Genomic DNA, 14,145 nt, shown 5'->3' with positions numbered 1-14,145 from the left:
ACTAGGAGTAGCTTCAGAGAACGCTAGCATTACTGAGATCGTTGGATTTCATCATCTACCCAGCGTAATAGTTGTTTAATTGCTCGTGAAAGCACTTGGTTTTGACGTACAATATAGCCCAAACTGGTTGTCGGGAAATCAGGCAGTGGTGTTATTTGTGTTTGTAAGTGTGGCTTTGAATGTAAAGAAAAACTCGGTACTATCGCTACACCAAATCCCGCTTCTGCCCAATCAATCTGCGCATCCACACTGCCCACTTCCATTACATGGTACTTCTTTAATTTTAATAAAGGCAACGCCATATCGATCAATTCACGGGTTCGGGTATCGTGACCTAGCAAAATCAATGTTGGTTCTTCTGCGGCGAGAGGTTCGACCGGAATGATTTGCGAAGGGTTAGCCGACAGTGCCTGCCAGCGTGATAAACCATTACCTAATGCACAACATTTCACTTGTCGTAATTCAGTAAAATGCAGTGGTTGACTCTCTTTTTGTGCAATAACGAATCCCAAATCGGCTTTCGCGCTTTTGACTAACTCGGTTGCTTGAGATGAAGTGGTATTAAAAAGAGACAGATCAATCCCCGGATATTCTTTCTTGAAAGACTGAAAAGGGCTAATTAATAACAAACGAGAAATAATGTCACTGGCTGCTATGGTTAGAGTACCGCGATTAAGCTCATTAATAGCATTCAGATCGGCCTGACAAATTTGCAGTTCCATTAAAGTATTTTCTGCACTTTGTAACAGACGTTCGCCTGCGTGAGTTAAACGAAAAGGGTTACGCTCAATTAACTTAACACGCGTGGTTTGTTCTAATTGCTTGAGATGAAGGCTTACATTAGGTTGTGTCATATGTAGCGCAGCTGCAGTTTTACCAAAGTGCTGGTGTTTTGCCAAAGCTACAAAGGTATTGAGCCAGTGGATATCAATCATATTCGCAATGATTTCCTAAGCAGTAGATGATATTAATCATCGTAGATAACATATTGAGTAGAAGAGATTAACCATACTCCAGATATGATATTCTTATCAAGTTAATAACGATTATTAATTATTCTTATTAGCTGGATGAGCATAGGATAGTTGTCATTGCTTTTGAGGAGATTTAAATTATGTCGTCTATTGTTGTTGTTGGTGCTAACTGGGGTGATGAAGGTAAAGGTCGCATTGTTGATTATTTAGCAGACCAAGCTTCAGCAAGTATCCGTTTCCAAGGTGGTAATAACGCAGGTCACACTGTTGTTAACGATTTTGGTACGTTTAAATTACACCAATTACCTAGCGGCGTATTTAATCCTGACTGTATTGCTGTGTTAGGCCCTGGTATGGTGATTAGCCCTGAAAAGCTGTCTTTAGAAATCGAAGAAGTGGCAACATCTGGCGTTGAAGTAAAACTTTGCATTTCAGATCGTGCAACATTGTGCCTACCTCTTCACGCACTGGAAGATACCTTAGAAGAGCAACGTCTTGGTGATGGTGCTTACGGTTCAACACGTCAAGGTATCGCTCCTGCATACGGCGACCGTGTAATGAAAAAAGGTATTCTTGTTGGTTGGTTAAAACAACCTGCAGTGTTACGCGAGCGTATTCAATTCATGATGGATTGGAAACTTCCTCAACTTAAAGCGCTATACCCATCATTTGAATTCACGCAAACAGCGGAAGAAATGACAGAGTGGCTACTAGAGGTTTCTCAGCCTTGGCGTGACAGCATTTGTAACGTGACAGAGCCACTTAAAGCACTACAAAAAGAAGATAAAACGTTGTTATTTGAAGCACAACTTGGTGCGGGTCGTGACTTAGTTTACGGTGAATACCCATGGACAACATCTTCTAACGTAACTGCAGCTTACGCTGGTATTGGTAGTGGTTTACCTGCTCTTCATCCTGAGCGTGTTATTGCAGTAGCAAAAGCATTCAGCTCTTCAGTTGGTACAGGTACGTTGATCACTGCAATGGAAGATCAAGATCAATTCCGTGAAGATGCAAAAGAATTCGGTGCAACAACCGGTCGCCCACGTGATATGGGTTACTTCGATGCAGTGGCTACTCGTAACGGTATTGAACTACAAGCAGCAACTGAAATTGCACTAACTAAGATCGACTGCCTAACGGGTATGAAAGATCTGAAAATCTGTGTGGCTTACAACGGTGAGCATACTGAAAACCCAATTTGGCCTCAAACTGCATCATTAACTGCTGTATACGAGCAAATGACAGGTTGGGAAGAAGATATTACAGGTTGTCGTACATTTGAATCGCTACCTAAAGGTGCACAAGAGTACGTACTTCGTATTGAAGATCTAATGGGCGTACCAGTTAAAATGGTTTCTGTTGGTCCTGAGCGTGATCAAATGATCCTTCGCTAATATGCTTTAAAAGTAATAAATAAAAACAGCGGGCGTGTTAATCATTAACACGCCCGCTGTTGTATTTGTTATTTTAAGCCGAAGCTGTTGCTGTTACTTTTTCTGTTGTGTCTTTAGCATAAATAATACGCGTTAATCTTGGCGCAATAAGTAATGTAATCAATGCTATTGCGGCTGTGCCAAAACCAATTTCATTAAACACTTTACTGTAAATGATAAGTGTTTGATGTGGGTCGACAATATTACTCGGTACAGCGGTTAATGATGCTACCCAGCCACCGATAACAGCCGCTGTTGCTGAGGTTAAGAACCACATACCCATAGCAAAGCCCATCATACGTTGTGGTACAAGCTGTGCCACCATGGCTAAACCAAGACCTGATACCAGCAATTCACCAAGAGACTGGAATAGGTAAGAGGCGACTAACCAACCAGAATTAATAATACTTTGGCTATTGGCAAACTTAGCACCTATTGGAAGAATTAAGAAAGCAAAGCTACATAGCACCATACCGAATGCAAATTTGAAAGGCATTGAAAAGCGTTCGCCTAACTTGTTGTAAAGAATAGCAAGGAATGGGCTTGCAAGCATTATCCACATTGGGTTTAATGCTTGGAATTGCTCTGGAGCAACGGATATTCCGAATATGCTATGTTCAACATTGTGAATGGCAAAGAAGTTCAATGATGTCGGCATCTGGAAGTAAAGTACGAAGAACACAACACCCTGAAGCATAAGTACAAAAGCGACTAGCATTTTTGCTCGTTCATTGCCTGATGTTGAAAAAGCTTCTTTAAAATACAACGAAACAATAGCAATACCTGCAACGACTAGAATTGCATGTGCGTAAAACAGATGCTGTAGCAAGAAAGAACTCACAAAGCTTAAAGCGAGCGTACCAATAACAACACATAAAAGGTAAAAGTTATTAATAGGCTTCATATCAGCTGGAGAGCCAACATCCTGAACCGTTTTTTTGCTCACAATAAAGTTTGCAACGGTAATGATTAAACCGATAGCACTTAATGAAAACGCAAAATCATAACCGAATTTGTCAGCAATCCATGGTGTTAAAAGCATTGAGAAGAACGAGCCTAAGTTTACCGCCATGTAATACATGGTGAAAGCACCATCTAAGCGAGGGTCATTTTCACCGTATACTTTTGCAAGTAAGCTTGAAGGGTTGGCTTTAAATAAGCCATTACCCATAGCAATGAACCCCATCGCGATATAAATCATCGATTGGCTATCGTTACCATGACTCGCTGAAAGACCAAGTAATGCATAACCAATCGTTAGCACGATTGCACCAAGCGTAATTGTACGTTTGGTCCCTAAAACTTTATCACCAACCCAACCGCCAAGCGCTACTGAACCATATATCAATGCTGTAAAGGCACCAAATAATGTAAATGAAGCAGACTCAGGCATATTAAGAATTTTGACCATATAAACAGTCAAAATTGCATTCATTCCATAAAAGCCAAAGCGCTCCCAAAATTCGATAGAAAATATCAAATAGAAGGGTTTCGGTTGTTTAAATATATTAACGTCAGACATTACATTCCCTTAGCTTGTATTGTTATTTTATTGCATCTTTGTTGTGATAAGGTTGCATTCTTCATGAAGCTACTATTTTTAATCGGCGTCATCAATTGCGTAATATAAGTTACTATTTTTGCATAATTGCAATTAACGGCTTTTTTTATTTTATTTGGTACAGAAACAATAGGTTATATTTATATTGGGCAACTTTTTATTTTTACAATACAATGAAGAAAAAGTTATAAATATCAATTGACAGAAAGATATAAGAAAAGAAATAGCGTTAAATATTAATTTTACATTGTTTAATTTATTGTGTGTTATTTAAAAAATCAATGAAAGTGAGTAAATATAAAACTTTGTTTTATATTGGAAGCGATACGTAATGTAGGATAGATAATAGGTTGAATAAAAAATAGCAAAGTGAATTACGAATTAATGATAACCATGAGCATGATTAGAATGGGTTATAAAACTTATATAACTGAGGCATTGCTAAGATTGGGCTTATTATTAACCCCATAAACAACATGAGCGGTTCAGGTTTCTTTCCTATACTCTCCAACAGCGGCATATGAATTTAACGCCAAAACAACAAATATTTTGATGAATAACATATATGCCTTTTATAATGTGTAAATAATTACTTATGTCTAGAAATCAATTAAATTCATATTTAAATAAAACATCATTTTATATGTTGAAGGGTATTCAACAGAGATGATCAACAGGTTGAGTATAGATTTTAAACAATAGCAAAGTGATTTATGAGTTGGGAATAGTAAAAGCATGGACAGGTATCGACTGAGTGACACCTATCCTTATGTATTAGTTAAGTTTGCCTGCAATCAGTGACTCTTATACTTTAAGCATGTAGACAAGTCATTATTTCTTCAATCACAGCTTCAACACGGTTAGGAATAAATCGGTTGGCGTGAGTGCCTAAATAAATCTTCTCGCTAACTTCATTGTCAAACAAATGGATATTTACATGCGTTTTATCTTGAAAGGCATCCACAGCGTAACGAGGCAAAACAGTAAACCCTAATCCTAATTTTACTGGCTCTAAAAGAAGGTTAATTTGGTTAGAAAATCCTGACCGCTTAAATTGGTTAATATGTTTAAACTCCGGGTAATTAACGCTGAGTAACTGGCTTGCATGATAAACCCCATCAGGATGATCTATAAAGCCTAACTCAATAAGCTTGTCCCAATTTGGCGGTGAAATAGAGGCTGGCGTAACCAGCAAAAGCGCTTCTTCACCAATGGCATTTAGGGTTATAGTGGCTTTATTTGAAAGGCGTGTCATAAAGCCAATATCGATACGCTGCTCTGCAAGTAAGGTTTCTATTTCATGGTTAGGCGCAAAGCGATAATCAATAACTAATTCAGGGTGTTGTTGTTGAAAAGCCAGCAAATGAGGGTAGAGCTTCAAACCAATGCTACCTGGAGAAGCAATGCGTACTATGCCTTCATAACGAGGATCAATACTGATCCTTTTATCTAAATCTGTAAGCGACAATACAATTTGGTTAGCTTCGTTGTATAAGCGTTCACCAGCGTGAGTCAAAGTAAATTTTTTTCCGTGGCGAGTGAGCAGTGGTTGCTCTAAATACTGCTCTAATTTCTTTATATGTTGGCTGACAACTGATTGTGTCATATAAAGCTTTTCAGCAGTATGAGTAAAATGTCCAGTTTTTACCAAAGTACAAAAGCTACGTAACCAAATGGGATTAATCATTACAAAACGTACTCATTTTTATTATTAATGATAATTTTACTTAATAATTTGTGGTTTGTAATCTACTCACATCAACAATAACGATGAAGAGAACAAACCATGACAAATCAGACTTACCCACGTAGCTTTTCTCATATTGGTATTTCAGTACCTGATCTTGATGCTGCGGTTAAGTTTTACACCGAAGTTCTGGGTTGGTATGTGATCATGGAGCCGACAGAGATTATTGAAGATGATTCAGCGATTGGTGAAATGTGTACAGATGTTTTTGGTAGTAACTGGGAGCGTTTTCGTATTGCACATTTATCAACAGGTGATCGTATTGGTATCGAACTGTTTGAGTTTAAAAATCAAACCAACCCTGAAGATAACTTCGAGTATTGGAAAACTGGGGTATTCCACTTTAGTGTTCAAGATCCAAATGTTGAAGAGCTTGCAGAAAGGATCGTTGCAGCTGGCGGTAAAAAACGTATGAAAGCACCACGTTTTTATTACCCTGGCGAGAAGCCATACCGTATGATTTATATGGAAGACCCATTTGGTAATATCATTGAAATTTACTCCCATAGCTATGAACTACACTACAGTGCAGGCGCATATAAATAACCGTTGAGTGTTAGCTTTACTGTAAAAAACGCTGTCTTGTTATAAACATAATCCGACTATTACTTTTTCTTTGAGGAAAGGTAATGAGTCGGATTTTGTATCTTTCAGTATTTGTTTTGGTTAATCAGCTTTTACAAAAGAGGCGACTTCGTCTTTGGTTAGGTAACGCCATTGTCCGACTTCAAGATCAAGCGTCACCTCGCCAATCGCTTCACGGTGAAGAGACACTACGCGATTACCAACGGAGGCAAACATGCGTTTAACCTGATGAAACTTGCCTTCAGTAATTGTCAGCAATACTTCTTTCGCTGAAATAATAGTTAATAGTGCAGGTGCGGTTAACTTTTGTGCGCCTTGTAACTTTATCCCCGCTTTAAATTTTTCCGCCACGTCTGCCGTAATATCTCGAGATAAACCAACTCGATAAACTTTACTGCATTTTTGATTCGGTGAGGTGATGTTAAATGACCAACGTCCATTATCAGTGATCAGTACCATTCCCATGGTATCAGCATCTAAACGTCCTGCAATATGTAACTCAGCGATATTGTCAACATCAAGGTAGTTAAATAGAGAAGGGTAAACTTCATCAATGTTTGAGCAGATAGTTCCCGCAGGTTTATGTATTAGGATATAGCGAAATTCACGTGCAATTAGCCTTTTGCCATCCATGATAACGGTATTGCTCTCATGTACTTGTGTTGCTTCATTAATAATTACTGCACTGTTGACGTTAATATCGCCAGCATGTATTCGCTCAATGGCCTCTGCTTTAGTGAGTTGAGTACTTTTACAAATAAATTTATCAAGGCGCATAACACTGAATACGAGTAAGGAAACAAGTGCGTTATTATCCGTTATCACTCATATTTAGCAATCCTGAACACGGGTTTCGTGAGTGTTTTTTATGCGAAATAGCGTTAACGTTTTGCAGGTAAGTATTCCTTTTTATTTTTCATACGAATAAATATTGTGTTGTTATACACAATTACTTACAAATCTGGTTAATAAATTGTTACCGTTTTGTTTATTATACTTAAACAGCTTTCCTCATCGAGCAAATAACCATGAAAAAAATACCAAATAAAAATTGGAATCCCATGATTATTTTTCTTCACTGGTTGGTTGCGCTGACTGTAGTTGGATTATTTGCGCTTGGCTGGTGGATGGTTGATTTAAATTATTATCATGCTTGGTATAAAACTGCGCCTGATAGCCATAAAAGTATTGGTTTGATCTTATTCTTTGTGTTGATCGTGAGAATGCTATTCAGAACACTAACTGTCGCACCAGTCCCCCTTTCTAGTCATGCTAAATGGGAACAATGGCTCGCACAAAAAACGCATTGGCTATTGTATCTGTTGTTATTTGTGGTGATGTTCAGTGGTTACTTGATCTCAACGGCAGATGGAAGAGCGATCAGTATCTTTGGTGTATTTGATATTCCAGCAACGCTTACAAGTATTAAAAATCAAGAAGATATTGCCGGTACTATTCACTGGTATGGTGCTTGTGCGCTAATAAGTTTTGCACTTTTACATGCCATTGGTGCGTTAAAACATCACTTTATAGATAAAGATAACACGTTAAAACGCATGCTAGGCAAAGCATAATGATAATAATTTGATAAGACGTATTACTACATAAACGGAGATTATGATGAAAAAACGCCTACTAAGATCTTTTATTCCTTGCACACTTTTTGCTGCGGCTAGCATGTCATCTGTTGCGTTAGCCGATGATTATAAAATCGATACTACGGGCTCACATGCATCGATTCAATTTCGGATCCAGCATCTTGGTTACAGTTGGTTGGTAGGGCGTTTTAATACCTTTGATGGTGAGTTTAGCTATGATGAAAAGCAGCCTGAAGCATCAAAAGTTAAAGTGAATATAGCAACGGCGAGTGTGGACTCCAACCATGCTGAACGTGATAAACATTTACGTAGCAGTGATTTTTTAAATGTTGATAAGTTTCCAGAAGCAACGTTTGTTAGCAGTTCTTTTAAAGAGTTAGGCGATGGAAAAGCTACCATGACGGGTGATTTAACGTTAAACGGCGTGACTAAACCGGTTACGATTGATGTTAAACATGTTGGTGCAGGTAATGATCCGTGGGGGGGCTATCGTCGAGGGTTTGTTGGTACCACAATGATTACATTAAAAGACTATGATATTAAAACAAACTTAGGTCCTGCTTCTACAGAAGTAGAGTTAGAGCTCAATGTTGAAGGGATCCGTCTTTAATTGAGTAAGATAGGCGAGTTAGCTTTTATATAAAAGGTAAGCGCTAACTCGTTATAGAGCTATAGAAATTCAGTTCGCTCATCAACACATTCGTAAGAGCCCATTTCAAATTCGCGGCAAATCCAAGGACGGTTTTCATAAATCGTACACATGAAGGTCTCTCTATCAAGAGCAGAGCACCAACCATCAGCGAGTCGAAGCATAGTTTCACTTCCCCACATATCTCGTTTGATATGTCTTTCTGGTACACCTGTATCTGAGATAATCATAACCTCTAAACGGCAGCAGCAGGCTTTACAGTTAGAGCAAGAGACTTCAGGCGTGGTTTCATTTTTAATTGGGATGTTCATAGCTTGAAAAACACAGTTATCTTTAAGTAACTCAATGCCGCATTATACCTCAAAACGGCATTGCTATCTTATGTTTTCCAATCGTGTGCCACCTACTAAATACCGTATATACCAGATGTCGTTATATACTAGGTAATTGCATTGTGCCTCTCATGGTAGTAATAGCAGAGCCGATGAGTTTTATACGTTTATTGGGTAATAACTCGGTGCTGACATATCCACCACGCACTGATGCTTGATAACCATTAAGTTTCACTTTATTGAGCTTTTCTGACCAATAAAGTGTTAAAGCACAGTGTGCTGAACCTGTTACAGGATCTTCATTAACGCCAACCCAAGGGGCAAAAAAGCGAGAGATAAAATCAAGATCATCGCGTTGGGTTAATGCGGTAATTAATACGCCACGACCATCAATTTTTTTTAAGCGATCAAAGTTTGGCGTAAGATTTAAAACAATCTCTTCGTTATCAACTTCAATGAATATTTTTGAATCAAAAATACCATAAGCAATAACATGTGTAGCTTCAATGCCTAAAGACGCTAACAATTCTGTGGATGGTGTGATATTTAAATCAAGTATTGGTGCCGGAAAATCGAGCTCTATGGCTAATGATTTAATTAAGGCCGTTAATGCCCCTGATAGGGTATTAAATGTCACGGTATCATTAACGTTAAACAGCTTTTTTTCTTTTAAAATATGAGCAACAGAAAGCGTACCATGACCGCATAATTTGACTTCCGATTGAGGCGTGAACCATTTTAAGACCATGTTATTTAATGATAAAAAAGCGGTTTCGGATACTGCCATTTCAGCAGCAATAGATAGCATTAAATCTTCCGATAACGTTTCTTTTGTAATGCAAACACCCGCAGGGTTGCCTTTAAATATTTCATTAGTAAAAGCATCAACTTGATAGATCTCGATGTCCATTTATTACCTACTCTTCTTCATCTAATTTCGTATTATCGTAGCATTCGCCTGCGCTTGTTGTTGGGTTAGTGTTAACTTACTGATTTGTGAAGTTTTCCTCTTCCTTGTTGTCGTTAATAATAATTCAATTTTCTACGTTAACTAACTACAAGGTATTTGGTTGAAAAATCAGTTTACAAATGCGAGAGAAAATGTTTGTGTGGAAGTTATGCAATAATTTTGGTATTATGTAAACAAGTCTTTATATTACTTTTAATAAATTGAATAATTTCAATATCAAAGCTGTATATTGACCTCCTAGTTAATCAATACCTTTCCATATCATGCACTTTTATTGTTTGATAACTGCAACATTTAATTATCTACCGATATAGCTATTTACGATTATGTATTAAGAGAGACATTCATGACTAAGCAAACTGACGCCAAACGTACAAGCACAGAAACTAAAGCAAAGAAAAAAGTAGCACCAAAGGCAGCTGAAAGAAAAGTGAGCGTTCGCGAGCGAATTGAAAACTTACAAATGCAGCGCGAATGGGATAAAGAGTGGGAGCTATGATCAATAGCTCATTAATTGCCCAGAAGATTAATGATGCATTATTACTCAATTCTGAAAAGTTAAGCAATTGGGAACGAGACTACCTTAGCAATTTATATCAAAGCCTTATAAATTATGACCAAGTATCTGAGAAGCAAATAACGTTATGCTCTCAGATTTTTGGGCGCCGTAAGCTTCCTCTGTTATTACCATAATTTTTGTTACTTAGCTTGAATTTTCACCTATTTCCTTTTTCTCCTAACGTTTATTTCAACTAGCAACCTGCTGATTAACTAATGTTTTTTATCTTTAGATTAGTCTGATAAAGATTTAAGCGTAATTATTGGCTTTATGGGTTTCATATTAATAACTGTTTTGGTTTCAAATAATTGTTTTAGAAACACGACATCATTATTAATAGATACTGCACTGATAGCGAAGGGAGAGTGAGTTCTCGGTATTGAGCTTGCTAAAGCATTAAGATCGACCAGCTTTTCTAAAGCATAAAACTTATGCACGTAATCAACGGTTTCATTAGGCAAGCGTAACGCTGAAAAATGTTTATCAACGACACGTTTTAATGCACGTTGTACACGTCCTTCCCCTGAATTATAAGCGGCTAAAGTCAGCTTTAGATCTTGATCAAATTTGTTATAGAGAAAGATCAGATATTGCATTGCAGCATCGGTACTACGTGCAATATTGAATCTTTCATCTTTAGTATTTGAGACAGTTAAGCCAAATCGTTTTGCTGTTGCGGGCATGAGCTGCCAAAGTCCAGCCGCCTTTGCATGAGAGACTGCATGACGATCGAATGTCGATTCAATCATTGGAATTAAGACCAGACTGCGCGGCAGCTTTTTGGCATCAAGCTGCTTGATAATATGTTGAACGGTAGGCTTATGGCGCGTGAACTGTTTATCGATCACTTGTTTATGGGGTGATAACCGTTGGTAATGTATACTAACCTGCTGTTCAAATTTTGCTTTGTACTTGGGAGGTATTGTTGTGACAGCTTGGCTAGTGTTGGCTAACAATAACGAAATCAGCATGATGAACATACTGAGAGGTAGAGAGAGGATAGTGCATTTTTTATTGCCCAAATAATACCTCATTAGCCTTTAATACTGCATTAAGTTCGGTGTGCTATAGGCGTTATTGTCATTTTGTTGAGGCATTTGAGCATACACTTGATTGAGCAATTCGCTGAAGTTAGCTGATAATATCCCGTTACGCTGATTTAAGTCATGGCACTGTTTTACCAGCGTTTCTAAGGTCTGCCATTGTTGCTGAAGTTTACTCTGTATTGCATGTGGTAAAGCATGGATCAGTTTATTCATGCTTTGATTATTAATGGATAAGCCGAGCTTGTGTAGTTGTTGTGTGCGCTGTTGGCTTCGTTGTGTAAGTTGGTTAAGCAGAGGCAGTTGTTGTTCCGTTAGTTGAGAAAGTAATACGCCATCAAATTTCAAATAGCATTGGTGCTGCTGTAGCATTAGTTTATAAAGCTGGCGGTAATCAGCAATATCGCACTGAATATCTTTTATAAGCACAGTGATCATTTGTTGTTTATTGTGGGGGGTAGGCATGTTTTGCTCCCTATAACATTAGCAATATGCTTATTCATGACCGGTATGAAATTGCAAAATCGCGCTTGAAAGTGCTTCGATATCTAAGTTGATCTCGCCACGATTTAGGGCGTTTTTGATCTGTTCAACTTTTGCCATATCAACATCAGGTAGGGCACTTAGCGGTTGTTGCGCTTGCGCTAACAGTTGGCTGTCGATAGTGGTGGATGTATTGATGACGTTACTTTTAACGGGCTGAGCACTTGGTTGTTGCTCTGGTGATTTTAGCTGAGTATGGGGAAACTGCGCGGTTGCAATTTTATCAATTTTCATCATTTATATTCCTACACAAGTTGCTTAATTTACTTGGGCGACCAACCACACAGAAAAATTAAATAAGAAAAGAGAATTTCATCATTTTTATCGAAAAATATTATTTAATATCAAAATTCTGTGAGCACAGCGAAATTGGCTTTCGGTTTTACTAATCCTTATCCTAAAAGGATGAAGATAGTATTAGCATTAACAAAAATACTTCTATACCTTATACGATAGATCAAGTTCATGGATATAGAAATCGATCGGCCTCAGAAGAAACCTTGAAAAAGATTTATCAGTGTTTTGATAAAGAGCGGAAAAAATGCTGATTGACTTAATAATCAATCGTTATTTATAAGTGAGATACTCAAAATATTGTTTCCACTTTTCCCTGCGCAAAAACACGAGCATGAATGACTTTTTGATTCGCTGTATTCTCCACTTTTATTTGTTCTTTCATTTTTCCATGATCTAACGCCACTCCCTTGGTTGATGCTTCAAACTTACCCTTCTTAGCGACAATCAGTACTTGATCCCCTTTATTGATTAAAAACGGCTTTTTTAACAAGTTTTCAGTAATCAGTTGTCCTTGGCGAATTCGACGGTTGGTATGTAAGCCTATCACTTGATCTACATTGGTGATGATGCTTTTAGGAGCTTTAAGCTGCAGTTTTTTGCTGTCGAGCATGTCCCTTGTAATAATCTCGTCACGATGGATTAAAGTGCGGGCGACCATTACTGGAAGTGTTAATTGGACGTAAACCGTAGCATTGAGTCGCCAGTTTACAGTTGAGCTTTCACACGTTATTTGTTTTTTTAAGCGTCCAATGGGCTGTTGCTGATTATCTTGTGCAGTAAAACGAACAGGTGCTGGGCATTGAGGTAATGATGTTATGGCCTTCGGAATATTAACCTTTATATTCGGAACCACTTTTTTCCAGCCATGAATATCACTGTAATGCTGGATCTCATTTTTTATTTCGCCGACTAAGGTTTTTTTAATCTTCTGTATATTAACTCTATTTGAGTTTGTTAATTTAACTTCTTGTAAGTTATCAGCAAAAACTCTGAAAGGTGAAAAAAAAAGTAGAATTATTAAATACGTTAAAATCAAAAATTCTTTATTTACCGGGTTTGACTCTAATTCAAATCTCTTCAAAATTTTCACTCTTAGTTGCATTATTAATGTTAAGTTAGTATGCCTTTAATAGTCACTTTCTACTAAAGGAATTAGATAATAACCTTATGATTTAATATATTATTTAGGTTTAAGAGTGCTCTTTTAAATATTAACTTAGTATCAATAGTAAGTCATGATATATAACTTTGCTAAAGGATTTGATGGTATGTTTTCTTCTTTGATACTAAAACGACTTTTATCTGATTTGATGTTTTCTATCTTAATGATTTTACTGGATGTTATTCTTTTTGTCGGTTCCGTTACTTTCCCAATAAATGTTATGGTTATCTCTTCACTAAAACTTGATTGAGATAAACATAATAAAATAAAACTAAATATAAATTTAAACATTTTTTCCTCGATAAGTTTTTTTGTATTAGTAATCATAAGCAAAATTAGTGCCAATACTCATACTTCTATGTGGGGGAGTAATTTGAAAGCGGAAAATAACTTCTTACCTAGTATGTAGTCAAGCTTTTTATACAGGTTTGCCTATATATTTCTTTTGTTTAAATGTTGAGATATAGATATTAAAAAATAAAAATTACTATTAAGTTTTGAATGGATTCATTAATAGTATCAGAGGAACAATTACATTTAGTTGGCTAATTCGTGTTATTTCCTTTCCGATTATTTCCCCTATGGGAAGTTAACTTTCCGTATTTAAACGTAAGCTATTGATAATATATGCTAAATGTTTTGGCACGTATTTTGGATTAATCCTCTCTATTACAATCTTGGTTGTACTG

General features: G+C 37.2%; 16 protein-coding genes. 6 read left to right on the top strand and 10 right to left on the bottom strand.

All coding sequences use genetic code 11. From position 1 onward, the window contains the following. Nucleotides 1-29: 29 nt before the first annotated feature. Nucleotides 30-935, bottom strand: a complete 906-nt coding sequence (locus SKA34_RS03795; RefSeq protein ID WP_006644191.1) for a LysR family transcriptional regulator — start codon at nucleotides 933-935, stop codon at nucleotides 30-32. A gap of 179 nt (nucleotides 936-1,114) precedes the next feature. Here SKA34_RS03795 and SKA34_RS03790 point away from each other — a divergent pair, with 179 nt between their 5' ends. Continuing rightward, nucleotides 1,115-2,371 (top strand): adenylosuccinate synthase, encoded by a 1,257-nt coding sequence (locus SKA34_RS03790; RefSeq protein WP_006644190.1) that lies wholly within the window; start codon nucleotides 1,115-1,117, stop codon nucleotides 2,369-2,371. Nucleotides 2,372-2,444: 73 nt separating this feature from the next. Here SKA34_RS03790 and dtpA read toward each other — a convergent pair whose 3' ends face one another. After that, the gene (dtpA, locus tag SKA34_RS03785; protein ID WP_006644189.1) at nucleotides 2,445-3,932 is read right to left on the bottom strand and encodes a dipeptide/tripeptide permease DtpA; all 1,488 of its coding nucleotides are present in this window, start codon (nucleotides 3,930-3,932) and stop codon (nucleotides 2,445-2,447) included. 850 nt (nucleotides 3,933-4,782) lie between these two features. Further along, nucleotides 4,783-5,658, bottom strand: a complete 876-nt coding sequence (locus SKA34_RS03780; RefSeq protein WP_006644188.1) for a LysR family transcriptional regulator — start codon at nucleotides 5,656-5,658, stop codon at nucleotides 4,783-4,785. Between the two features lie 99 nt (nucleotides 5,659-5,757). On the opposite strand from SKA34_RS03780, the gene SKA34_RS03775 reads away from it, so the two are divergent. Beyond that, a complete protein-coding gene (locus SKA34_RS03775) occupies nucleotides 5,758-6,264 on the top strand; it encodes a lactoylglutathione lyase family protein (protein WP_006644187.1) in 507 nt (168 codons plus the stop codon). Between the two features lie 120 nt (nucleotides 6,265-6,384). Here SKA34_RS03775 and SKA34_RS03770 read toward each other — a convergent pair whose 3' ends face one another. Beyond that, a complete protein-coding gene (locus SKA34_RS03770; protein WP_006644186.1) occupies nucleotides 6,385-7,080 on the bottom strand; it encodes a pseudouridine synthase in 696 nt (231 codons plus the stop codon). 251 nt (nucleotides 7,081-7,331) lie between these two features. Here SKA34_RS03770 and SKA34_RS03765 point away from each other — a divergent pair, with 251 nt between their 5' ends. Continuing rightward, nucleotides 7,332-7,877, top strand: a complete 546-nt coding sequence (locus tag SKA34_RS03765) for a cytochrome b (RefSeq protein WP_006644185.1) — start codon at nucleotides 7,332-7,334, stop codon at nucleotides 7,875-7,877. A gap of 46 nt (nucleotides 7,878-7,923) precedes the next feature. Beyond that, the gene (locus SKA34_RS03760; RefSeq protein ID WP_006644184.1) at nucleotides 7,924-8,511 is read left to right on the top strand and encodes a YceI family protein; all 588 of its coding nucleotides are present in this window, start codon (nucleotides 7,924-7,926) and stop codon (nucleotides 8,509-8,511) included. Between the two features lie 59 nt (nucleotides 8,512-8,570). On the opposite strand, the gene SKA34_RS03755 is transcribed toward SKA34_RS03760, so the two are convergent. Together SKA34_RS03755 and SKA34_RS03750 are read right to left on the bottom strand one after the other, a co-directional pair. Continuing rightward, nucleotides 8,571-8,861: a YkgJ family cysteine cluster protein gene (locus SKA34_RS03755; RefSeq protein WP_006644183.1), complete on the bottom strand. Its 291-nt coding sequence runs from the start codon at nucleotides 8,859-8,861 to the stop codon at nucleotides 8,571-8,573. A gap of 121 nt (nucleotides 8,862-8,982) precedes the next feature. Further along, entirely contained in the window at nucleotides 8,983-9,792 is an 810-nt protein-coding gene (locus SKA34_RS03750) for a PhzF family phenazine biosynthesis protein (protein WP_006644182.1), read from the bottom strand. 406 nt (nucleotides 9,793-10,198) lie between these two features. Here SKA34_RS03750 and SKA34_RS23265 point away from each other — a divergent pair, with 406 nt between their 5' ends. After that, nucleotides 10,199-10,351 carry a hypothetical protein gene (locus tag SKA34_RS23265; protein ID WP_006644181.1) on the top strand — a complete coding sequence of 51 codons (153 nt, stop codon included), beginning with the start codon at nucleotides 10,199-10,201 and terminating at the stop codon, nucleotides 10,349-10,351. After that, a complete protein-coding gene (locus SKA34_RS03745; RefSeq protein WP_006644180.1) occupies nucleotides 10,348-10,545 on the top strand; it encodes a hypothetical protein in 198 nt (65 codons plus the stop codon). The genes SKA34_RS23265 and SKA34_RS03745 overlap by 4 nt, the downstream gene beginning before the upstream one ends. A 99-nt stretch (nucleotides 10,546-10,644) precedes the next feature. On the opposite strand, the gene SKA34_RS03740 is transcribed toward SKA34_RS03745, so the two are convergent. The 4 genes from SKA34_RS03740 to flgA all read right to left on the bottom strand — a co-directional run bounded on the left by SKA34_RS03740 (nucleotide 10,645) and on the right by flgA (nucleotide 13,384). Continuing rightward, the gene (locus SKA34_RS03740; RefSeq protein ID WP_232284211.1) at nucleotides 10,645-11,433 is read right to left on the bottom strand and encodes a lytic transglycosylase domain-containing protein; all 789 of its coding nucleotides are present in this window, start codon (nucleotides 11,431-11,433) and stop codon (nucleotides 10,645-10,647) included. An 18-nt stretch (nucleotides 11,434-11,451) separates the two neighbouring features. After that, complete coding sequence (gene flgN, locus SKA34_RS03735) at nucleotides 11,452-11,919, bottom strand: flagellar export chaperone FlgN (RefSeq protein ID WP_006644178.1); 468 nt, start codon at nucleotides 11,917-11,919, stop codon at nucleotides 11,452-11,454. Between the two features lie 30 nt (nucleotides 11,920-11,949). Beyond that, a complete protein-coding gene (gene flgM, locus SKA34_RS03730) occupies nucleotides 11,950-12,231 on the bottom strand; it encodes a flagellar biosynthesis anti-sigma factor FlgM (protein ID WP_006644177.1) in 282 nt (93 codons plus the stop codon). A gap of 352 nt (nucleotides 12,232-12,583) precedes the next feature. Beyond that, the gene (flgA, locus tag SKA34_RS03725) at nucleotides 12,584-13,384 is read right to left on the bottom strand and encodes a flagellar basal body P-ring formation chaperone FlgA (RefSeq protein WP_369750657.1); all 801 of its coding nucleotides are present in this window, start codon (nucleotides 13,382-13,384) and stop codon (nucleotides 12,584-12,586) included. Between the last annotated feature and the right edge of the window lie 761 nt (nucleotides 13,385-14,145).

The organism is Photobacterium sp. SKA34 (genome assembly GCF_000153325.1).
Classification (GTDB): domain Bacteria; phylum Pseudomonadota; class Gammaproteobacteria; order Enterobacterales; family Vibrionaceae; genus Photobacterium.
Note: the sequence above shows the minus strand (reverse complement) of the source record. Positions and strands in the feature narration are given on the sequence as shown.

Excerpts from the sequence above, each read along its gene's own strand:
- flgN (WP_006644178.1), bottom strand. The coding sequence starts at position 11,919 with ATGCCTACCCCCCACAATAAACAACAAATGATCACTGTGCTTATAAAA.
- SKA34_RS03765 (WP_006644185.1), top strand. The coding sequence starts at position 7,332 with ATGAAAAAAATACCAAATAAAAATTGGAATCCCATGATTATTTTTCTT.
- SKA34_RS03750 (WP_006644182.1), bottom strand. The coding sequence starts at position 9,792 with ATGGACATCGAGATCTATCAAGTTGATGCTTTTACTAATGAAATATTT.
- SKA34_RS03745 (WP_006644180.1), top strand. The coding sequence starts at position 10,348 with ATGATCAATAGCTCATTAATTGCCCAGAAGATTAATGATGCATTATTA.
- SKA34_RS03795 (WP_006644191.1), bottom strand. The coding sequence starts at position 935 with ATGATTGATATCCACTGGCTCAATACCTTTGTAGCTTTGGCAAAACAC.
- SKA34_RS03780 (WP_006644188.1), bottom strand. The coding sequence starts at position 5,658 with ATGATTAATCCCATTTGGTTACGTAGCTTTTGTACTTTGGTAAAAACT.
- SKA34_RS03790 (WP_006644190.1), top strand. The coding sequence starts at position 1,115 with ATGTCGTCTATTGTTGTTGTTGGTGCTAACTGGGGTGATGAAGGTAAA.
- SKA34_RS03775 (WP_006644187.1), top strand. The coding sequence starts at position 5,758 with ATGACAAATCAGACTTACCCACGTAGCTTTTCTCATATTGGTATTTCA.
- SKA34_RS03755 (WP_006644183.1), bottom strand. The coding sequence starts at position 8,861 with ATGAACATCCCAATTAAAAATGAAACCACGCCTGAAGTCTCTTGCTCT.
- SKA34_RS03760 (WP_006644184.1), top strand. The coding sequence starts at position 7,924 with ATGAAAAAACGCCTACTAAGATCTTTTATTCCTTGCACACTTTTTGCT.
- dtpA (WP_006644189.1), bottom strand. The coding sequence starts at position 3,932 with ATGTCTGACGTTAATATATTTAAACAACCGAAACCCTTCTATTTGATA.
- SKA34_RS23265 (WP_006644181.1), top strand. The coding sequence starts at position 10,199 with ATGACTAAGCAAACTGACGCCAAACGTACAAGCACAGAAACTAAAGCA.
- flgM (WP_006644177.1), bottom strand. The coding sequence starts at position 12,231 with ATGAAAATTGATAAAATTGCAACCGCGCAGTTTCCCCATACTCAGCTA.
- SKA34_RS03770 (WP_006644186.1), bottom strand. The coding sequence starts at position 7,080 with ATGCGCCTTGATAAATTTATTTGTAAAAGTACTCAACTCACTAAAGCA.